This is a genomic window from Butyrivibrio sp. (assembly GCF_017635265.1).
Classification (GTDB): domain Bacteria; phylum Bacillota; class Clostridia; order Lachnospirales; family Lachnospiraceae; genus Butyrivibrio.
Window position 1 is genome coordinate 1 of record NZ_JAGBLU010000006.1, and the last position, 22,041, is coordinate 22,041.

Annotated in this window: 18 protein-coding genes; 15 read left to right on the forward strand and 3 right to left on the reverse strand. The window is 39.7% G+C overall.

What is annotated here, in order from left to right:
* The first annotated feature begins 323 nt into the window (after nt 1-323).
* The 3 genes from J6O61_RS01160 to J6O61_RS01170 are packed head-to-tail and all read left to right on the forward strand — an operon-like array spanning nt 324 to nt 3,438.
* Entirely contained in the window at nt 324-629 is a 306-nt protein-coding gene (locus J6O61_RS01160) for a hypothetical protein (RefSeq protein WP_292208597.1), read from the forward strand.
* 4 nt (nt 630-633) lie between these two features.
* Entirely contained in the window at nt 634-858 is a 225-nt protein-coding gene (locus J6O61_RS01165) for a hypothetical protein (protein WP_292208599.1), read from the forward strand.
* A 21-nt stretch (nt 859-879) separates the two neighbouring features.
* Complete coding sequence (locus tag J6O61_RS01170) at nt 880-3,438, forward strand: zinc-ribbon domain-containing protein (protein WP_292208601.1); 2,559 nt, start codon at nt 880-882, stop codon at nt 3,436-3,438.
* A 55-nt stretch (nt 3,439-3,493) separates the two neighbouring features.
* On the opposite strand, the gene J6O61_RS19665 is transcribed toward J6O61_RS01170, so the two are convergent.
* The gene (locus J6O61_RS19665; RefSeq protein WP_442861688.1) at nt 3,494-3,796 is read right to left on the reverse strand and encodes an HNH endonuclease family protein; all 303 of its coding nucleotides are present in this window, start codon (nt 3,794-3,796) and stop codon (nt 3,494-3,496) included.
* Between J6O61_RS19665 and J6O61_RS01175 the strand changes: the two genes are divergently transcribed.
* From J6O61_RS01175 to J6O61_RS01190, 4 genes are read left to right on the forward strand one after another with little or no spacing between them, the layout of a single operon-like run.
* Nucleotides 3,790-4,710, forward strand: coding sequence for a leucine-rich repeat protein (locus J6O61_RS01175; protein WP_292208602.1), 921 nt, complete (start codon nt 3,790-3,792; stop codon nt 4,708-4,710). The genes J6O61_RS19665 and J6O61_RS01175 overlap by 7 nt on opposite strands.
* Nucleotides 4,711-4,731: 21 nt before the next feature.
* Nucleotides 4,732-5,919 (forward strand): DUF362 domain-containing protein, encoded by a 1,188-nt coding sequence (locus tag J6O61_RS01180; protein WP_292208606.1) that lies wholly within the window; start codon nt 4,732-4,734, stop codon nt 5,917-5,919.
* The gene (locus tag J6O61_RS01185) at nt 5,903-7,357 is read left to right on the forward strand and encodes a vWA domain-containing protein (protein WP_292208608.1); all 1,455 of its coding nucleotides are present in this window, start codon (nt 5,903-5,905) and stop codon (nt 7,355-7,357) included. The genes J6O61_RS01180 and J6O61_RS01185 overlap by 17 nt, the downstream gene beginning before the upstream one ends.
* An 18-nt stretch (nt 7,358-7,375) precedes the next feature.
* Complete coding sequence (locus tag J6O61_RS01190; protein ID WP_292208611.1) at nt 7,376-8,890, forward strand: AAA family ATPase; 1,515 nt, start codon at nt 7,376-7,378, stop codon at nt 8,888-8,890.
* A gap of 5 nt (nt 8,891-8,895) precedes the next feature.
* Here the strand turns inward: J6O61_RS01190 and J6O61_RS01195 are convergent, their stop codons facing one another.
* Nucleotides 8,896-9,729 (reverse strand): helix-turn-helix domain-containing protein, encoded by an 834-nt coding sequence (locus J6O61_RS01195; protein ID WP_292208613.1) that lies wholly within the window; start codon nt 9,727-9,729, stop codon nt 8,896-8,898.
* Nucleotides 9,730-9,945: 216 nt separating this feature from the next.
* Between J6O61_RS01195 and J6O61_RS01200 the strand changes: the two genes are divergently transcribed.
* From J6O61_RS01200 to J6O61_RS01235, 8 genes are all read left to right on the forward strand, one after another.
* Nucleotides 9,946-11,100: a Gfo/Idh/MocA family protein gene (locus J6O61_RS01200; protein ID WP_292208616.1), complete on the forward strand. Its 1,155-nt coding sequence runs from the start codon at nt 9,946-9,948 to the stop codon at nt 11,098-11,100.
* A 60-nt stretch (nt 11,101-11,160) separates the two neighbouring features.
* A complete protein-coding gene (locus tag J6O61_RS01205; protein ID WP_292208618.1) occupies nt 11,161-12,021 on the forward strand; it encodes a sugar phosphate isomerase/epimerase family protein in 861 nt (286 codons plus the stop codon).
* A 401-nt stretch (nt 12,022-12,422) separates the two neighbouring features.
* The gene (locus J6O61_RS01210) at nt 12,423-14,414 is read left to right on the forward strand and encodes a 2-isopropylmalate synthase (protein WP_292208621.1); all 1,992 of its coding nucleotides are present in this window, start codon (nt 12,423-12,425) and stop codon (nt 14,412-14,414) included.
* Nucleotides 14,415-14,509: 95 nt separating this feature from the next.
* Nucleotides 14,510-15,919, forward strand: a complete 1,410-nt coding sequence (locus tag J6O61_RS01215; RefSeq protein WP_292208624.1) for an NAD(P)/FAD-dependent oxidoreductase — start codon at nt 14,510-14,512, stop codon at nt 15,917-15,919.
* A 64-nt stretch (nt 15,920-15,983) separates the two neighbouring features.
* Nucleotides 15,984-17,063 carry a peptidylprolyl isomerase gene (locus tag J6O61_RS01220; protein ID WP_292208627.1) on the forward strand — a complete coding sequence of 360 codons (1,080 nt, stop codon included), beginning with the start codon at nt 15,984-15,986 and terminating at the stop codon, nt 17,061-17,063.
* A 145-nt stretch (nt 17,064-17,208) separates the two neighbouring features.
* Nucleotides 17,209-17,763 (forward strand): hypothetical protein, encoded by a 555-nt coding sequence (locus J6O61_RS01225; protein WP_292208630.1) that lies wholly within the window; start codon nt 17,209-17,211, stop codon nt 17,761-17,763.
* Nucleotides 17,764-17,840: 77 nt separating this feature from the next.
* Nucleotides 17,841-19,202: an ABC transporter substrate-binding protein gene (locus J6O61_RS01230; protein WP_292208633.1), complete on the forward strand. Its 1,362-nt coding sequence runs from the start codon at nt 17,841-17,843 to the stop codon at nt 19,200-19,202.
* A gap of 105 nt (nt 19,203-19,307) precedes the next feature.
* On the forward strand, nt 19,308-20,222 hold the full coding sequence (locus tag J6O61_RS01235; protein WP_292208635.1) for a carbohydrate ABC transporter permease: 915 nt from the start codon (nt 19,308-19,310) through the stop codon (nt 20,220-20,222).
* Between the two features lie 111 nt (nt 20,223-20,333).
* On the opposite strand, the gene J6O61_RS01240 is transcribed toward J6O61_RS01235, so the two are convergent.
* Nucleotides 20,334-21,668: an IS110 family transposase gene (locus tag J6O61_RS01240; RefSeq protein WP_292208638.1), complete on the reverse strand. Its 1,335-nt coding sequence runs from the start codon at nt 21,666-21,668 to the stop codon at nt 20,334-20,336.
* Nucleotides 21,669-22,041 lie beyond the last annotated feature (373 nt).

Consider the following 22,041-nt stretch of genomic DNA (forward strand, 5'->3'; position numbering starts at 1 on the left):
ACTACAAAAGCTGCCTGATATCTAATTTGTCATTTTCAATGTGCTATAAATGAATTAGCTTTATTAAGGTTACCCAAAATGCAGGTAATGGCTAATTTCTAACATTTTCAATTTACTCCTTGACATTTCTTAGCTGGACTGTTATGCAAATAATTATTTTTGGTTTTGATATAATATTTGTGAAACAGCAAAACGAACAGTCTTATGCCTCCTTCCTATATATGTGGCTGTTTCACGGATCATTTTTGTTACAATTTCAATCTACCACTGCCTATTTGGTGGATATAGGTGAGAAAAAATATAACCCTAAGGAGAACTATTAAATGAAAACAGAGTTTGACGAGACGATGAATAAAAAGTTAGTCAATCAATCCGGTCTTTCATCTGAAGAGTTTAATGATCTATATGAAATGCTTTCTAATGATAATAGACGGATTGTATCTGCAGTAATACAAAATCTCACATTTCCCAAAAATCTAAAACCATTTGTGGAATTCATATTCAAAAAAAGACTGAAAGAAGAGGGAATGTCAATTTACGCATTAAAGAAGAAAATAAAGGAGTTAGACATCAATAATGACTTGGTAGACGAAACAATTGATAGTTGGGCAAAAAAATATGGGGAGTGAAAGTTTGGCAAGGATAATTGGCGCTGAAATTTTAAATATCGACCTGAAAGCAATAAGTGCAATTGCAGATAAACATTCAGTGCCGAAAGAATACCGTGAGGATTGGGGAACGTTTTTTGAAATGTACTATTCAGATATCGAGAATAGTTACAACTATTTGACACCAGCTGAACAAACAACCAAATATAATTTGGCGCGTGATCTAAAAAATACTTATCAACATAATTAGGATTGTATTAAGGATTTGAATATGGAAAATAGTTTATTATCCAAAAGACCAGATATTGCAAAAGAATGGAATTATAAAAAGAATAATGGTTTATCACCTGACTCTATAGGATATGCTAGCAAGAAAAAAGTTTGGTGGATTGGGAAATGTGGACATGAATGGGATATGGTAGTAGGAAACAGAACCCTTCAGGGACAGGGCTGTCCATATTGTTCTGGAAGAAGAACTTTAAAAGGTTTTAATGACTTTGAAAGCCAAGCTGGAGATTTACTTAGTGAATGGAACTATGAAAAAAATAAAGACATTCAACCAAGTGAAATAACTTATGCTAGTAATAAAAAAGTCTGGTGGATTGGAAAATGTGGTCATGAATGGGATATGGCAGTTGAAAGCAGAACTCTTCAGAAGCAAGGTTGTCCATTTTGTTCGGGAAATAGGGTTTTGAAAGGCTTTAATGATTTTGAAAGTCAAGCAGGCGCTTTACTTGGTGAATGGGACTATGAGAGGAATACAGACATATCACCAGATGCCATTAGTTGCGGTTCAAGGAGGAAAGTATGGTGGAAATGTAAAAATGATCATACATGGCAAGCTGCAATAAATAATAGAGTAAACCAAAAAAGTGGCTGCCCATATTGTTCGGGGATGTATGTTTGGAAGGGGTTTAATGATTTAGAAACTGTAGCAGCTGAGTATTTAAAGTATTGGGATTATGACAAAAATGAAATTACTCCTGATTCTGTCAGCATTGGTTCACATAAAAAAGTATGGTGGAAATGTGAATTCGGTCATTCATGGCGGACAACAATTAAAAGTGTAACAATAAGTCAAACAGGTTGCCCTACTTGTGCATTGTGGCAGCATTCTTCAGTAGCTGAACAAGTGGTGTTTTATTATATTAAGGGACTTTTTCCGTCAGCTATAAATGGATATCGTCCTGACTATCTTGACAGAACTACTGAGATAGACGTATATATTCCGGAATATAAAATTGGAATTGAATACGATGGCAAACAATGGCATACAGCTAAGACAAAAGAAAGGGATAAAGGGAAGACACTTCTATTAAAACAAAATGGTGTTATTTTGTACCGCATAAGAGAACTTGGTTGTGAGCCATTAAACGATTCATCGGTAGAAATCTATACTGATAATCCCAGAAGCAACTATTCATACATGGAAAAAGCTGTTAAACAGCTGATACAAATGATTTGTAACAGAGTTGGTGTTGTACAAGATGATCCTGAATATGTTGACATATCTAGGGATATATTGAAAATACGTGCGCAGTTTAGCTCTATAATGCTTGAACAATCGTTGGCTTCTGTTTATCCGAATATAGCCGAGGAATGGGATTATGATAAAAATGAGGGGCTATTGCCTCAGAATATTACTCCGAATTCATCTATTAGTGTTTGGTGGAAATGTAAACTAGGACATTCATATAAGACCACCCCTGATTCTAGGTGTTCATCAGGTGTTGGATGCCCATATTGTTCGTATCATAAGGTACTTAAAGGCTTCAATGATTTGGAATCTCAATATCCTCATTTGATGCAACAATGGAGTGTGTCTAAGAATACAGTTCCACCTTCAAAAGTGTCCTGTAAATCACAAAAGTCATATTGGTGGAAATGTGACAGGGGTCATAGCTACAAGATGGCTGTAAGCAGCAAAACGGAGGGCGTTGGAGAATGCCCATACTGTTCAGGTCGATTGCCAATAGAGGGGGAAAATGATTTAGCTACCGTTTTTCCTGATGTTGTAAAAGAATGGGATGAGGAAAAAAATGGGAACAAGAGACCCTATGAGTATTTGCCATATTCAAGCCAAAAAATATGGTGGAAATGTTCTAAATGTGGATTCTCGTGGAATACCGCAATCAGTAATAGAACTATGCAAAAGAGTGGATGCCCTAAATGCTTAGGAAGAGTAGTTGACGAATCTGATAATTTAGAAGTTACAAATCCTGAAGTTGCAATAGAATGGGATTATGATAGAAATGCTCCGCTAACACCTTCTGAAGTGAAAAAGGGGAGCCATTCAAAGGTATGGTGGAAATGTCAGACCTGTGGATTCAGTTGGGAATCATCAATCAATAATAGAGTTAGGGGGACTGGCTGTCCTTCTTGTGTTATAAAGAACAGAAGAAAAACCGAGTATTTAGAGCAATATCCAGAGCTATATAATGAGTGGGATGTGGAAAAAAACGGATGCTCTTATGTGGGTATTGCTACAAAAAGCAATATGAAAAGATGGTGGAAATGCTCAAAGTGTGGATATAGTTGGCAAGCACCGCCTTCTACACGTGCTAATGGAAGAGGGTGTCCTGCTTGCAAGGGAAGAGTTGCTAGCGAAAATAATAACATAGGCATTCTGTTCCCAGAGCTATGTAAAGAATGGGATTTTAGTAAAAATGGAGAAGACACTCCTGAAAATACTTTACCTAAAAGTAGAAAAAAAATATGGTGGAAGTGTTCAAAGTGTGGTCATAGTTGGCAATCTCCACCATATGCAAGAACTATAGGATCAGGTTGTCCAAACTGTTTCAAGAAAAAACAAACAAAAAAGGATCAATAGGCATACAACAAAAGCGGCTTTCAAAGCCGCTTTTGAATTTTGTAGTTAAGCATCTTTATTCTGTTTTCCATATGTTTGGGGCATAACTATATAGTTCATCTATTCTCTTCTTAATTGATGTTTCGTCCCATTTTTTGTATTTTGCAATTTTTGAATTGGGTTCTATTTTTGAGTCTTTGTACCTTTGCTTTTTTTCTGGAAAAACTTTATTTGATATCTCTTGATTAAATTTACCTTTTAAGAGGCAAAGATTTCCCAAACTCCATAGGCACTTATATATTCTTGTATTGGTAAATTTAAGAATGTATATTATTATGAGGTGGAATCTATTTAAGGTCGGGTGAAGGCAATATGCCATTTTTATATGTAATAAATGTAAGTAAAAAAGACAGTCATAAGTTTGCAGAGATTACAGGATTTGAGGGAAGTGTCAGAGAGCTGGTTGTGCCGGATAGGATTGATGGCTATGTGGTAGAGGCCGTAGGGAATCATGCTTTTTCAGGAAGAGATGATATTGAAAGTGTTGTTCTTCCGAATACGATAAAGACTCTTTTCGGGTTTGCTTTTCATAACTGTAGGAAACTAAGGAAAATAAGCCTTTTTGACAGTATTGATGACTATTATGACGGAGTATGCAGGCAGTGCGACTCTTTGTCTGATATTGAGATACATATAGAGAGGAACTGGTACGAGGTCATCCGAAACTTTCTTGCGGATAATGACAGGACTCTCAGATTTATGATCAAAAGAGATGGATTTACATCTTGTCTTGTTTTTCCTGAGTATGTCTACGATTTTTCTGAAAACACCATGGCAAGGACAATCCAGTTTTCCATTGGTGGCAGCGGGATGATCTACAGGGAATGCGTTGACCGAAAGGACGTGAACTACAGGGAGTATGACAAGCTTTTTGAAAAGGCTGTTATAGATGGAAACGCTGTTTCCGAAGATATAGCCATAGGAAGAGTTCTTTTCCCTTATGAGCTTGCTCCTGGGTACCGGGAAAGGTACGAGATGTTTATTAAGAAAAATGGCAGGAGCATTGTGGAAAGACTCATAAAAAATATTGAAAATAGTGGAGAAAATGCTTCTTTGGATGAAGATGAAGTTTCTCCCATGAATCTGATAAAAAGGCTGATTCCTTTTTTTGATGATGAGGCCATGGATCATGCTATAAAGCTAGCTTCAGAAAAGGGACTTACTTTATTGAGCGCAGTTTTGATAGGGAGTAAGAAGCCACCTGTGGCCAGTGTTTCAAGATTTGAATTCTAGTGAAAATGTTGAGGGTAAAGGGTGTTTGAAAAAGTATCTGTAGAAAAGTGTACATCATACGATAAAGAACTGGTGAAAAATAGCCTTGATAAGGCGATTGATGAGATAGATGGTCTTTCTTTTGTTAAGGAAGGCATGACTGTTGGACTTAAGCTTAACCTGGTAGGGGCAGCAGCGCCGGAAAAGGCGGTGACAACGCATCCTATGATTGCCAGAAGGCTCTGTGAGCGCCTGACAGAAATGGGGGCAAAGGTTGTCATTGGAGATAGCCCGGGAGGTGTGTTTAACAAAAGCTACGTCTTTGGAATTTATAAGGCATGCGGGCTTCTTGAACTTGAAAAGGATTTTGACGGAAAGGTGAAGCTTAATGAAGACTTTTCGGAAAAAGATGCAGAGTTTGCAGATGCAGTCAGCATAAAGACTTTTACCTATACAGGCTGGCTTGATGATGTGGATGCTATCATAAATATATCAAAGCTTAAGACTCATGCCATGATGGGTATGAGCTGTGCTGTTAAAAATATGTTTGGGACAATTCCCGGAGTAATGAAGCCTCAGTATCACATGAGATTTCCGGATGAAATGGCATTTGCCAATGTCATGGTGGACCTAAATGAGTATTTTAAGCCGCAGCTTTATATCGTTGATGCCATAGACGGAATGGAGGGCAATGGTCCTATAGCAGGAGACAAAAGACATATTGGGGCGGTTCTGGCTTCTAAAAAGCCCTATGCTCTTGACGTGGTCTGTGCTGATATAATTGGAATGGGTATCAGGGATGTTCCCACAATAATGGCGGCCTTTGAAAGGGGCCTTGGACCTGAAAGCATTGCAGATGCTGATATTGTTTCTTCATCTGATGGAGAGCATATTAAGATAGCTGATTTTAAGAGAGCAACTATACATCAGTCGATTGACTTTAGCGGAGACGGATTTGGCAATAAGATGAAAGCCGCTTTGGTAAAGCTCTTTTTACAGACAAGACCACAGGTAAAGGCGTCAGAATGCATTGGCTGCAAGAAATGCTATGAGACATGTCCTGCAAAGGCTATCACAATGGTAGAAAGAAATGTGAAGGGGAAGGCTTTACTGGTCCCTGAGATTGACAGAAGCAAGTGCATTAAGTGCTTTTGCTGTCAGGAGTTTTGCCCAAAGGGAGCTATGAAAGTACATGAAAACCCGCTAGGCAGATTTGTCAGCACAATATAATGAGAATGATAATAAGCTTATGTTACAAGAGGAGATAAGTTACAGAGAAAAACTTGAAAAGATAGGAAGGCAGGTTCTTGAAGCCTCAAGGACTGAGCTTTATGTAGCCATGAGATTTATGGGAGAAGCTCTTTCTTCACTCTCTTATGAGATGGACCTTTCAACGACTACAGTAGGTACTGATGCTGTGTCCATCAGGTATAACCCGACATACGTGTCATCTCTGTTTGTGGAAGAGCCGGGGAAATTAAACAGAACCTATCTTCACATGATACTTCACTGCATTTTCAGGCACATGTACACCTCGGCCAAATATGAGGATGTGGACCTTTTTGACCTGTGCGCTGATATAGTGGTGGAGATGATCCTTGATGGGATGGACTATCAGTGCATTTACAGGGTTACATCGGACTATCGCGAAAGGTGGTATGAGCGCCTTGAAAAAGAGCTGAAGGTCCTGACGGTAGAAAAGCTGTACAAGTTCTTTTCTGATCCTGAAAATGACATAGATATTTTGGAAATAGAAAAGCTCTCAAGAGAGTTTAAGATGGATGACCACAGCTTTTGGCAGAGACTTCCAAAAGACGACCAAAAGCCTGATGATAATGAGAAAGAAAAGCCTCCGCTCGATGAGGATTTTGATGGGCCTTCAGGTAAAAATGAAGATCAGAAGACCACAGAAAAGTATGTAAATCCCAGACGCCTTAAGGCTATTCAGAACAAAGAAAAAGACTGGGAAAAGTCAGCAAAGCGTATGGAAACCGAGATAGAAACTATCGGCAAAAGACATAGCGACAAGCTCGGAAAACTTGCATGGATACTGAAGTATGAGAACACTTCACGGACTGATTACAGGGAGTTTTTGAACCGCTTTAAGGTGATCCGTGAAGAGGGCGGCATTGACATGGACAGCTTTGACTATGGCATGTACAGCTTTGGAATAGAGCACTATGGAAATATGCCTCTGATCGAGGAGAATGAGTTTAAGGAAGTTCGTAAGGTAAAAGAGCTGGTAATAGCCATCGACACTTCGGCGTCCTGTAAGGATGAGCTTGTTCAGCGTTTTCTTAATGAGACAGCAAGACTTCTTTTTACAGAGGAATCTTTTTTTCAAAAGATTAAAATACATGTTATCCAGTGCGATGATCAGGTTCAGAGGGATGAGCTTATTGACAGCGTAGATGCAATGAAGAAATATGCCACCGGTATACATGTTGAAGGTGGCTATGGAACGGATTTCAGGCCTGTCTTTGACTATGTGGATAAGTTGCAGTCGGCCGGAGAGTTTGAAAATCTCAAGGGCCTTGTCTATTTTACTGATGGCTACGGCATCTATCCGGAAAAAGAAACTGCTTATGATACCGCATTTGTTTTTCCACAGGATGGCGACTATGAGGATGAAAAAGTGCCTGTTTGGGCAATGAAATTGTATGTATGATTAAAGAGGAAGCAGATCATGAATATAGATGAAGCAAAAGTTGAAGTCAAAAATGCAGTGAGAGCCTATCTTGAAAAAGATGAGGTGGGACAATATGAGATTCCTGTGGAGAGGCAAAGACCAATCCTTCTCATGGGACCTCCCGGAATAGGTAAAACTGCAGTTATGGAGCAGATAGCTCATGAGCTGGGAATCGGCCTTGTGTCATATACGATAACCCACCACACAAGGCAGAGCGCAATTGGCCTTCCCAAGATCACGGAAAAGAGCTTTGGTGGAAAAGAGTATTCTGTGACTGAGTACACCATGAGTGAGATCATTGGGGCTGTCTACGAGCAGATTGAAAAGTCAGGGGTAAAAGAGGGAATTCTTTTCCTCGATGAGATAAACTGCGTATCTGAGACGCTTGCGCCTACTATGCTTCAGTTTTTGCAGTACAAGGCCTTTGGATCACATAAGCTTCCTGAAGGCTACATAATTGTTACCGCAGGCAATCCGCCTCAGTACAATAAGTCAGTCAGGGACTTTGATATCGTAACTTTGGACAGAGTGCGTCAGATCAATATAGAAGAGGATTTTGAAGCCTGGAAGGATTACGCCTACAAGGCGGGAGTTCATGGCTCTATTTTGGCTTATCTTGAGATTAAAAAAGATAATTTCTACAACATAAGTACAGATGTAAATGGCAGGAGCTTTGTGACAGCCAGGGGCTGGGAAGATTTATCGAGGATAATCAAGGTTTATGAGAAACTTGGTATTGGTGTTGATGAGAACCTTACTGCCCAGTATCTGCAGAATAAGGAAATAGCGAGGGATTTTGCAACATATTACGAGCTGTACAGAAGATACAATGAGCTTTACAAGATTCCTGATATTTTGGAGGGAAGATTTCCTGAGGATAAGGAGACTTTACGAAAAGGATCTTTCGATGAGAAGCTCAGTATCATAGGTCTTTTGTCTGATAAGCTCATGGAAGAGTTCAGAGATTATGCCCAGGACGAGGCTGTCCAAAAGGAGCTCTTTGAAATCATCAAGGCAGCAGGGAAGCTTCAGGCAGAGAATGCAGAAGGTGTGCGCGATTATCTGGATAACAAGGCTGCTTTGTTGGAAAAAGAGACTGAGGATCAGCTTTCTATAGGCATGATCAGCAGAGAGGATGAGCGAACAAGGCGACTTGTTGTTACTATTTTAAAAGAGCTTGTGGAAAAACTAACGTTAACTGATTGTGATCAGTTTGAAACCTCAAAGAGCTGGTTCAAAGAAAGAGAAGACGCAAGACAGGCAAGGATTGTGGAGACTGGGAAACATCTTACAAACAGCTTTGAGTTTTTGGAGCAGACCTTTGGAGATAAGGAGTCTTTGTCAGGAAGCCAGGAAATGGTTATTTTCCTTACGGAGCTATCAAGCGCTTACCACAGTCTTAAATTTGTCCGAGAGACCGGAAATGATGCCTACTATAAATACAATAAACTCCTGCTTCTAAACGACAGAAAGCAGGAGCTTAAGGATATTGTAAAAGAACTTGTTTTGTAATCTGGTTATTTTGCGTTGTTTTTCCTAAAAGTACTTGGTGATATGCCAACGATTTTTTTGAAGGTTTTAAAGAAGTGAGCATAGCTTGAATACCCTAGTTTTTCCTGTACCTCTTTAACGGAGAAACCTTGTTTTAAAAGGTTTTGAGCTGCACTCATTTTTGATAGGCTTATATATTTACCCAGGGAAGCATGGGCATACCGCTTGAACAACCTGGAAATATAGTCAGGATTTAGGTAGAAATGGTCAGCGATAGATGAAACGGATATTTCATCGCATATATGGTCGTTTATGTAGCTGATCATTTCGCTGACCTTTTCCTGAGTTTTATTTGTGTTGTACACATCTTTATTCTTAGAGACAGTTTCAGATACTGCCTCGTCGATCTTGGCCATCAGAAGAAAGAATTCTGAAAATGACCTTGAGTTAAATTCATTCCCCAAAACTATCATTTTTCGTATTTGATTTATTATTTCTTTTAACTGATCATCAGATAGAGATATCAAAACAGGAGCTGAGCTCTGGCCTAAGTAGTGCAGGGAATCATCTGTCCCTGAAAATACATCATCAAGCCATTTCATCTGAATGTTGATGACAAAACGTTCATAGAATACATCACTGTTGTGGTAAAGCTGATGAAGGCAGAAGGGTGGAATTACTATCAAAGTTCCAGCCGGTACCCTCAGGACTTTATCCTCAAGGATCACATCCTCTAAATCTGTTAATGTGAGATAAAGCTCTGCTGCGTCATGCGAATGGATTGCAACCGGGTTTTGAGGCTTGTTTTTTCTGTATGCAATTGTATAGGGCTGCCCCTGCGTGAAAATCGGATGTTTCATACGCTCTCAGTAAAGATCTTAGTTATCTGCAGATTATACTAGCTGCAAAAAAAGTCGGAAATATACATATAAATAGTTTTTTATGTATATATCATATCATGAACCACTGGACTAAAATAGTGAAAAATAAAGTATTCCTAAATACATGTTTTGATTGATTTTATGGGGAATATACATGGAAAGGAGTCGGTAAATAATTACTGACAAGGTGGTTACATGGAGAAGGTAAGACTTGGGATTATCGGTATTGGAGGAATGGGGACCAACCATGCACGCAGCATTTTGGAAGGCAAAGTGCCAAATATGGTTTTGACTGCGGTGTCTGATACCAGGCCAGAAAGGCTTTCATTTGCAGAAAAAGAACTGTCAAAGGATCTGGCTCTTTTTTCTGATGGAAAGGAACTGATCGACTCAGGAAACGTTGATGCTGTACTTGTTGCAACGCCGCATTATATGCATCCTGATTATGTGATCTATGCACTCTCTCACGGAGTTCATGCCATCACTGAAAAGCCTGCGGGTGTTTATACAAGGCAGGTAAAAGAGATGAATGAGGCAGCAGGAAAGAGCGATAAAGTTTTTGCCATTATGCTCAATCAGCGCACAAACTGTGTATACAGAAAGCTCCACGAGATGATAGAAAGTGGAGAACTTGGTGCGCTAAAACGCATGAACTGGATAATTACTGACTGGTACAGAACTCAGAGTTATTATGATGCAGCCGGGTGGAAGGCGACATGGGCAGGCGAAGGCGGCGGAGTGCTTATCAATCAGTGCCCTCACCAGCTTGATCTGTTGCAGTGGCTCTGCGGCATGCCTGTAAAAGTGAGAGCTTTTTGTCACAATGCAAAATGGCATGACATTGAAGTTGAAGATGATGTTACAGCCTATATGGAGTTTGAAAATGGCGCTACAGGAGTATTTGTCACTACAACAGGTGATGCTCCCGGAACAAACAGGCTTGAACTTACTTTTGAAATGGGCAAGATAGTTTGTGAAGACGACAAGCTTATTTTTGACAAGCTTTCAGAGAGCGTTTTTGAGCATTGCAAACATGAAAAAGAGGGATTTAAAAAGCCGGATTGCACCAGAGTGGAGATTGAGACAGATGGACTCAATGAACAGCATGTTGGAGTATTAAAGGCATTTGCGGATAAAATCCTTGGAAAAGGAGAGCTTGTTGCAGAAGGAGTAGAGGGAATCAACGGGCTTACTCTTTCAAATGCGATGTACCTTTCATCCTGGCTTGATGAGACTATTGAGCTTCCTTTTGATGAAGACCTTTTTTTTCGAGAATTGGACAAAAGGAGAGCAACATCGAAGCTGAAGGAAGATAAGGGAATAGTTTTTGATACTACAGGAACATACTAAAAGCGTATTGAAGATAGGCAAATGTTGGGTATAAGAAATCAAAAAATAGGGAGACAGATCATGAATAAAAAATACATTCTTACAGGCTTTGCAGATGAAATTGCACCTGAACTTGATAAACAGATAGAAGGAATAAAGGGACTTGGCATGAAGCATATTGAAATGCGCGGTGCTGACGGTAACAACCTTATTTTCCACAGCAACGAGAAGGTAAAAGAAATTAAGGAAAAACTGGATGCAAATGGAATAGTCCTTTCGGCTCTTGGATCACCTCTTGGCAAGATCCAGATAGCAGATCCTTTTGAAAAACATTTTGAAGAGTTCAAAAGGGCTGTGGAGATTGCGCATATGATGGAAACACCAAGGATCAGAATGTTCAGTTTTTATGTTCCTGAAGATAAACATGAAATGTATAAGGGAGAGGTCTTTGATCGCCTTGGGAAATTTGTAGACTATGCAAAGTCAGAAGAAATCCTACTCCTTCATGAAAATGAAAAAGGAATCTATGGCGACAAGGCAGCAGAATGCCGTGAGCTTATGGATGAGTTCTATGGGGATAATTTCAAGGCTATATTTGATTTTGCGAATTTTGTTCAGGTAGGCCAGGATACGCTGGAAGCTTATGAGCTTTTGAAAGATTTCATTGTTTATGTTCACGTCAAGGACGCGCTTTCAAAAGACGGCAGTGTTGTTCCTGCAGGTCTTGGGGATGGAAATGTAAAGATGATACTGACAAAACTTTTCGAAAAGGGATTTGATGGATTTTTATCTCTCGAACCACACCTTTTTGATTTTGTTGGATTTGCAGATCTTGAGCAGAACAATGTATCAATTGCGTCAGGCAAAGGCAGGAAACTGTCAGGAATCGAAGCCTTTACCCTTGCTCATGATGCACTTATTAAGGTTTTGGAAGAGATATAAACAAAAAATAAAAAAATTTTAAAAAAGTGTTTGACAAACGTGTTAGACAATGCTAACATACATATTGTTAGCGAAGGCTAACGTCAAATGACATACATAGTCATAAGAAATCTCCTACCTATTTCAGCCACGTCTTGCCAACGTGGCTGATTCTTTTTTATTTAATTGCTTCGCAATAACGTTCAGATGCGAAGAGTCGCGAGCTACTAATTGTTTTAAATCCTACATTAATTTTAATCAATAAAAGTGATTAAATTCACCATGATGTAATTGTACAAAATTGTGCTAACATAATATTTATCAATAAAACAGAGAAATATTAATCTCTTTTGCAAAAAAATATCAATAAAGATGAACATATTTAATACTACTATAATAAAAAGCATCAAGAGGAGTACGATATGAACAATGTTAACAAGTATCAGCGCCAATATTTCATGCCACCTAAAGTTTCCTATGAATGGGTAAAAAAAGATTACCTTGATCACCCGCCAATCTGGTGCAGTGTAGATCTAAGAGATGGTAATCAGGCACTTATTGAACCAATGAGTCTTGATGAAAAATTGGAATTCTTTACGATGCTTGTCAAGCTTGGATTCAAGGAAATCGAGATTGGATTTCCTGCTGCTTCTGAGACTGAGTTTGAGTTTGCCAGAACTCTTATTGAGAAGAACATGATTCCTGATGACGTAACGGTTCAGGTTCTTACTCAGGCAAGAGAGCATATCATAAAGAGAACCTTCGAAGCTGTTAAGGGAGCGCCAAGGGCTATTATCCATCTTTATAACTCCACATCTGTTGCCCAGCGTGAACAGGTGTTTAAAAAGAGTAAAGAAGAGGTTATGAAGATTGCTGTGGATGGGGCAAAGCTTCTTGATAAGCTTGCAAAAGAGACTACAGGTAATTTTTCTTTTGAATATTCACCTGAGAGCTTTCCGGGAACAGAAGTTGATTATGCAGTTGATGTCTGCAATGCGGTATTGGATGTCTGGAAGCCGACTGTTCAAAATAAAGTGGTGATCAATATTCCTACAACTGTCGAGATTGCAATGCCGCATGTATTTGCAACTCAGGTTGAGTATATCAGCAAGAATCTTAAGTACCGTGATGCGGTTGTTCTTTCTCTTCATCCGCACAATGACAGAGGCACAGGCATCAGTGATGCAGAGCTTGGCTGTCTTGCCGGTGCGGACAGAATAGAGGGTACACTTTTTGGAAACGGTGAGAGAACCGGAAATGTTGATATTGTAACTCTTGCTATCAATATGTATTCTCACGGCGTTGATCCCAAACTTGATTTCAGCCATATCACTGAGATTGGCGAAACATATGAGAGACTTACAAGAATGCGTATCTATGAGAGACAGCCTTATGCCGGACAGCTTGTGTTTACAGCTTTTTCAGGATCACATCAGGATGCAATTTCAAAGGGATTTGCATGGCATGAACAGGGAAAAGACGGAGGAATCTGGTCCGTACCTTATCTTCCTATTGACCCCAAAGATCTTGGCAGAGAATATGACGGTGATGTTATCAGAATTAACAGCCAGTCAGGAAAAGGCGGCGTAAGCTACATACTTAAGACCAACTACGGTATGATGGTTCCAAAGGAAATGCAGGCAGATGTCAGCTACACTATTAAGGATATTTCTGACAGAGAGCATGCTGAACTGTCACCTGCCAGAATCTATCAGATATTTGAGGATAAGTACGTTCACAACGACAATGTGTTCAAGATTCCGGCTGTTCATTTTAAACAGATTGACGGAATTCTTGCAGAAGTTACAATTTCACATGCAGATAAGGAGCATATTGTTGAGGCAAACGGTAATGGACGTCTTGATGCCGTAAGCAATGCCATAAAACAATATTTTAATGTCAGCTACGAGCTTTCAACCTATGAAGAGCACGCTCTTTCAAGAGGATCATCTTCCAAGGCCTGCACATATGTTGGCATAACATATAATGGCAAGAAGTTCTGGGGAGTTGGAATTGATGAAGATATCATCAAGTCTTCTATCAATGCTCTTGTAATAGCAGTCAACCAGCTCGATTCGGTAAAAGATATAAAGAATAGCAAGGATGAGAGGATAAACTCAATTATCAACTACATTCAGGAGAATTACCTGACAGTTACTCTTGATGACTTATCAAAGCAGTTCTATCTTTCAAAGCCGTACCTTTCCAAGTATATTAAGGAAAAATCCGGTATGACCTTTGGAGAGAATGTAAAGAGGATAAGGCTTAACAAGGCAAGTACTCTTCTTCGAAACGGAAACATGAAAGTCGAGAAAGTAGCAGAGGCTGCAGGATACCAAAATGTTGAGCATTTCAACAGACTCTTTAAAAAGAAATACGGTATGACACCTGTTCAATATCGCAGTTCCCGCTAAAAATTATGCATTCTTAAATTTTTAATTTAAGAATGCATAATTTTGTGTGAGGCTATGGTATAATTGAGTGCTTACATGATTTAGGAGGGGATTTTATGGCAAAGTACTCAGATTATGATGTAGTGATTATTGGCGCGGGACCGGGCGGTATTTTCTGCGCATATGAACTGATGGAAAAACGACCGGATCTTAAGGTTTTGATGATAGAAAAAGGACGTTCCATCGAAAAAAGAAATTGTCCCAAAAGAGTTACAAAGACCTGCGCAGGATGCAAGCCTTGTTCTATAACCACAGGCTTTGCGGGAGCAGGAGCTTTTTCTGACGGTAAGCTATCACTTTCTCCTGATGTGGGAGGAACGCTGCCGGATATTCTGGGATATGATGAAGCAACAAAGCTTATACACGAGTCGGATGAAATATATTTAAAATTTGGTGCTGATACAAATGTATACGGTGTTGATAAAGAGGCAGAACTTCGTGAGATCAGAAGAAAAGCTATAAACGCAAACCTTAAGCTTGTGGAGTGTCCTATCAGACACCTTGGGACAGAGGAAGGCTACAAGATTTACTCAAGGCTCCAGCAGTATATATTGGACAAGGGAGTTGAGATAGAGTTTAATACTTTTGTTTCTGACATAATTGCCCAAAATGGAGTTGCAACAGGTGTCAAAACCGATAAGGGCGATGTTTATACGGCAAAAGAGATTGTGTCTGCGGTTGGCAGAGAGGGCGCTGACTGGTTCAAGGACAAGTGTGTTGAGATCGGAATTGAGACAAGGCCCGGAACGGTTGATGTAGGAGTTCGCGTTGAAGTAAGAGATGAAGTTATGCAGTTTCTCAATGAGAACCTCTATGAGGCCAAGCTTATTTATCATACACCTACATTTGATGATAAGGTTCGTACTTTTTGTACCAATCCATCAGGTGAAGTTGCCACAGAGTATTACGAGGGAGGCCTTGCAGTAGTCAACGGGCATGCTTATAAGGGAAAAGAGTTTAAGACAAATAATACAAACTTTGCTCTTTTAGTGTCCAAGAACTTTACCAAGCCTTTCAAGACACCTATAGAATATGGTAAAAAGATTGCAGAGCTCTCAAACATGCTTTGCGGCGGTAAGATACTTGTACAGACTTACGGTGATTTCAAGAGAGGCCGTAGAACAACTGAAGAGAGACTTTGCAGGAATAATCTTATTCCAACCCTTAAGGATGCTGTACCCGGTGATCTTTCGCTGGTATTTCCGCACAGAATAATGGTAGACCTTGATGAGATGATACAGGCTCTTGATAAAGTTACACCGGGAATTGCTTCGGATGAAACACTTCTTTACGGAGTGGAAGTAAAGTTTTATTCTAATAAGGTAATTGTAAATAAGGACTTCGAGACAAGCATTAAGGGACTTCGCGCCATCGGAGACGGGGCAGGAGTTACAAGAGGTCTGCAGCAGGCCAGTGCCAATGGGTTGTCGGTTGCCAGAAGTATCATAAAAACAATGACTCTATGAACTGAATTTTTAATTTAAGAATACATGAGATAAAGGTTATTATTCAGGAACCAAACAGAATATCATGGTAATAAAAAAACATAAAACACATAATCTTAAACTGAATATATGTAAAGCTATTATTGCTCTGGCAATGTCGCTTTCATTGACCGGATGCGGTCTTAACCTTTCGGAAACAAGAATTGTTTTTACCACTGGGTTTTCCAAAAATGAAGTATTTACGATAGAGGATAAGACGTGTTCATTATCAGAGGCATTGGTTTATCTGGTTAATACCCAGGAAGGATATGAACAGGCCTTTGGAAGTCAGATTTGGGAAAAAGAAACTGATATGGGTACAGTTGAAGACAGACTTAAAGAATCAGTTCTTGCCAAGATTGCACAGATAAAGACCATGAATCTGCTGGCCAAAGAAAATGGTATAGTTCTGGATGATTCGGAGATTCTGCTATCTTCTCAGGCTGCTGAAGAATATTACAGTAAGCTTACAGAAAGTGATATAGCTGCCATGGGCGGGGTTACACTTTCTGACATAACTTCTATTTATCAGGAGAGGGCTCTGGCTGATAAGCTGTATGACTACATTATCAGGGACATAAATCCCGAAATAAGTGATGATGAAGCAAGAACCATAACTGTTGAGCAGATTGTTTTAAAGACTTATACTCTGGATGAAAGTGGAGAGAAAAAGTCTGTAAGTGATTCGGAGAAAGCAGCTATCTATACCAGGATGAAAAGCATTGTCAGTGAGTTAAATGATGGCAAGACCTTTGAAGAACTTATGACTCAGTATAATGAAGCTGATGAGAGCACAATTTCTTTTGGTAAAGGAGATATGGAGTCAGTGTACGGCACTACTGCATTTAATCTGGGAACCGGGGAAGTAAGTGATATTATCGAGACTTCAGAAGGGTATGTCATAATCAAGTGTATCACTACATTTAACAGGGAAGAGACTGAAGCTAATAAAGAAAAGATAGTTGCAGAGAGAAAACGTGAGGTATTCGGAGAACAGTATGATGCTTTTGTGGCGACCTTGAATAAACAGCTTAATGAGAAATTGTGGAATTCGGTTACTTTAGTGACTGATGAAAATGTTACAGCATCCAATTTGATGGAAATATATCAAAAATATTTTAAATAATAGTGCAAATCCCACAGACAAATTATTGTCATGTGGGATTTTTTTGTCTAATTAGTAAAAAATATGCTTAATAAAGTCAAAATATTCCATTAAATTTCTATGAACAATCAGATATATTTAAACCATGAAGGGAAGGAAAAGGGGTATGAAAAAATTAAAATATTTCCTGGTATCTGCGGCAATATTGTCCATATCTTTGCAGCTTTTGGGCTGTGGGAAAAAGGCTGAAAAAACTGAGAGCTGGGCGTACAGCCATGAACCGGGCGAGGAAATCCTATCCTTTTATGATGACGGAGAGGCCTTTTATAAGGGTGAAAAATATTCATATTCAAAGGACGACTCCTACATAACGCTGGATGATGATAATGGGGATCATCTTGGTCTGCGATATGTAATGGAAGGCGATACGATGCTTCTGTATGAGAAATCGACTTATGAGTATGATGGTCAAAAAAATACTGATGGAATAGTCGGTGTATGGAAGCAGGATAATGGCTGGGAATATCAGTTTACAGATGACGGCAGGTTTTCGGAAGAGAATATTTTTTTTGGCAGATATACAGTTGATGAAGAAAACTGCTGCATAAGGCTGATGTATGACGATCCGATTGAGGATGCGTATCTTTATTACGAGCTTGATGGAAAAGAGCTGACGATTGACTATCCATGGCCTATGGTAAGAACAGAGGTCAAAAGTTAAAGAATCTTAAGCTGCATGCGCTTTAGATAAAAGAAACAGGCAAAAAGCCAAAACAATTTAATAATGGGAGGATAGAAATGCAAAAAAAACGTGTTGTTTCGATGTTTATGGCGGGGCTTATGACATTGTCTCTCATCGGATGCGGAAGTGCTTCTCAGCCGGCTGCTGATACCGGATCAGCTTCTGAACCGGCCAAACAGGAGGCTACCACAGAAGCCAAGGCAGAAGAGAAAACCGAGGCAGTAACAGAAACTTCTTCCGAAGAACCTATTTCTCTTAATATGTGGTGTATTGCAACAGAGAGTGATTCAAACCGTCATTCTTATGAAGCAGCTATCGCTGATATGCAGGAGAAATATCCTGAGATAAACTTCACATGGGAAGCATTCGAAAATCAGTCCTACAAGACCAAGATCAAAGCTGCTGTTTCAGCCAATGAAATGCCTGACATTTTCTTTACATGGTCATGCGCATTCCTTGGGGATTTCGTGGAAGCCGGCAAGGTTTACTGTCTTGATGATGCTTATGAAAATTATAAGTCAGAACTTCCTGAGGTTATGCTTGGAAACTCAACTTACGATGGAAAGCACTATGGTGTGCCTCTTACGATGAATATTGTAGGCCTTTTCGCTAACATGGATCTTCTTAAAGAAGTTGGTTATGAAGAGATTCCGGGCACATATGACGAGTTTATTGCCTGCTGTGACGCACTTAAGGCAAAGGGAATCATACCTTTCGGATGCGCAGGAAAAGAGACATGGTGCGTAACAGAGTACCTTGAGTCAGTTATAGAAAAGAGTGCCGGAGCAGATACACTTAACGATATTTTCCTTGGTAAGGCAACATGGAATAACCCGGACGTAGCAGCTGCTGTTGATACATTCCAGGGACTTGTAACTAATGGCTACTTTGATCCTTCAGGAATCGGCCTTACAAACGATGAAGTTAAAAATAACTTCATGGCAGGTAAATATGCATTCTACATGAACGGCACATGGAACTGTGCAGACTTCGCAGCAAATGAAGAGTTCTTCCCTAAAGTAAAGGTAGGAGAGTTCCCTGTTATTAACGCTGAAAAGTCAAAACTCGGACAGCTTATCGGCGGACCTTCAGATACACTTGCTGTTTCAGCATCTTCACCTAACGCAGAGAGAGCTGCTGACTATGCATTTGAGCTTGGAAAGCTTATTTGCCACTATGGCTACCTTGATGGCTGCGGACTTCCGGCCTGGACACCTTATGGCGACACAAGTTCAGTTAACGAACTTACACAGACTGTAGCAGGAATCGTTGCAGGAGCCGATTCAATGGTTCTTTTCGGAGATACAGCTATGAGTGCTGATTCTGCCAACACATATCTTTCATATGTAGATCAGGTTTATGGATGTCTCCTCGACGGAAATCAGTTCATCGAAGGCTTGGCAAAAGATATTCAGTAATACTTTTTAAATAATTCATAACCGGTTTTATAAAGGTCCTTCCTGTTTCCTTACTAAGAGAGAGGGAGGGCCTTTTTTTAAAAGAATATAGGGGAAGGATTTCGTATGGAAAAAGATAAAAATGCAGAAAGGGAGAGAAGAAAAAAAGAGCTGAAAAAAGCTTTTACAATCTTTGTTTTTTTGCTTCCCGGACTGCTTCTTTTTGTAAGCATTTTGATTGCTCCTATCGCAGTGTCCGTCTATAGGAGTTTATACGATTGGAATGGCTTTTCAGAAGGCACATTCATCGGTTTTAACAATTACATTGAGCTTTTTACCAATGGCTCTATCAAGTTTATGACTTCGCTGAAAAATTCTTTGATACTTGCGTTCTTTTCTGTTTTTGTGCAGCTTCCTTTCGCTCTTTTACTGGCTCTTTTGCTGGGAAGAGGAAGAAGGAGAGAGAGAACCTTTCTATCAATTTTCTTTATGCCTGTGCTGATATCAACTGTGGTAATCGGTCAGCTGTGGCTTAAAATCTACAATCCGGATTACGGTCTTTTAAACAGATTCCTTGATGCTGTTAATCTTGGTAATTTAAAGCATGTATGGGTAGGAGATGTGAAAACAGCCCTTGGAAGCATTATAGTTCCTACAGTATGGCAGTATATCGGATATCATATGCTTCTTATGTATGCAGGAGTAAAGGGAGTGTCAATAGATCTGAGGGAAGCAGCAATGCTTGACGGCGCAACCAAGTGGCAGGTGGACAGATATGTGGTTATTCCCATTATCAAGCCTATTATAAGGGTAAGTGTTATCTTTGCTGTAACCGGTTCTCTTAAGACCTATGACCTTGTAAGGATTCTTACGGAAGGCGGACCATTCCAGTCCACAGAAGTTCCAAGTACACTTCTTGAAAATATGTTGTTCCTTCGAAACAGATACGGAATGGGAAGTACAATTTCAGTAATGCTGATTATTTTGTGCTTTGCCTTTGCTCTTTTGATAACTGCAGCATTTAAAGAAAAGTCCAGCTAAGAAATGTCAAGGAGTAAATTGAAAATGTTAGAAATTAGCCATTACCTGCATTTTGGGTAACCTTAATAAAGCTAATTCATTTATAGCACATTGAAAATGACAAATTAGATATCAGGCAGCTTTTGTAGTGCGGTTGAGTAGATCAAACTGCTTTCTGTGTTCTTCAGGAGTAATCATCTCATAGGGTTTGTTATCCCGAAGCATAGCAAAGATGATATTACACACTTTGTGCATTACAGCACCTATAGCAACGTTCTTCTTTTTGGATTTGCATTTCAAGGTGTAGAACTCATGAATGACTGGATTTACGGGGATTTTTGATCCCTTACTGACTTTGAGATTGTTGAGCGCAACCATATGCAGAATGCGCCTTGCAAGACTTGAGCCACGTTTAGACATGTGAACCCTATCACCTTTTAACTTACCGGAGTCGTTTACACCGGGATCCATGCCAAAGTAAGCGTAAAGCTTTTTGGGACTGTCAAAAAGGTCAAATGAGCCCATTTCAGCCAGGAGTACTACAGAGCTAAGGAAGCCGATGCCTCTAAGAGATTGCAACAGTTCTATGCGGTCATAAACGGTCTTGTTTGAGGATTCCATGGCATCAACACAGTCATGTAACGAATTCATGATTTCATCAAGATGAGTCTGATATTCCTTGAACATCTTCACATATGTTGTTATCCGCGTTGCATTGCTGGGAAGAGATCTTCCAAACACAATAGCATCATTAGCAGCAGAAATAAGGCAATTGTATTTTTCAATAGCATACTTTTCACCGAATCTTGCAGTACTGTGGATAAGGTCAATAATCTCGTCTTTTGGAGCATCAAGGATTTCACTCGCCAGAGGATACATCTCAAGAAGCTTTAAAGAGCATTGCGTTGTGATCTTGCTAAATACCTTGCAGTATTCAGGAAAAGACATTTTAAGTTCTGCAGTAAGCTTTAGCACAATAGCTGATTGAAGATCTTTGAAATAGTAATAATCGCGCACAAGATTCCTAAGATCAATAACATCATCTTCAGGTAAGAGTGATACTTTAAGATCCGCTTTTAAGCCTACAAGAGCAATCTTTTTTGAATCAAATCTGTCATTATGAAGTTTTCTAACGTTCATATTTGTGCTACTCTTAGTGATGATAGGATTTATGGTGTGGCAATCAAATCCATTATCACGAAGGAAGCACAAGAGCGGGATGTGGTAGATCCCAGTGGACTCAAGGAAGCAACGACTTTCAAGAGAGTACATCTCCTGTGCTTCCTTTATTTTTTGGATAGCGAGATTTCTCGACTGAGGATCGGAATGGATGACTTTGAAAGGCTTCCCAACGAACGTTTGATTTGGGAGAGCTATGGACATCCAGGAGAAGTCAGCAGCGACATCAAATCCGACCGAAAGGTATGCGGAGCTGTTAAGCAGAGCAATAACCTGTTTGTTTTTCATAATAGTTCCTTTCCGGCAGGCATCCATTTCCCCACAGGGTGGATACGCAACCTAGCGGCTCATACAGGTATAGCCTGAGGCTCCCAACCAGCCAAAACATAAATCACCACCGAATGGACTGACAGACTTTTTTCGAGGTATCACCAACCGAAGCTGGCTCCCAAGGAGGAACCGTCAATGATCCTGCCTCGATGATTATATACCTTATGATCTGTCTGGAGTATATGGGAGCTACAGACATGTATAACTGTTAGTAAAGCTCCTTGATGATATCTGATGAGAGGGGAATCCTCCCTTCAATCATTACTTAGATTTGGAAATAGAAACTATTAACTGTAGTCCTTAATGACTACATCATTACTATACTAGGAGG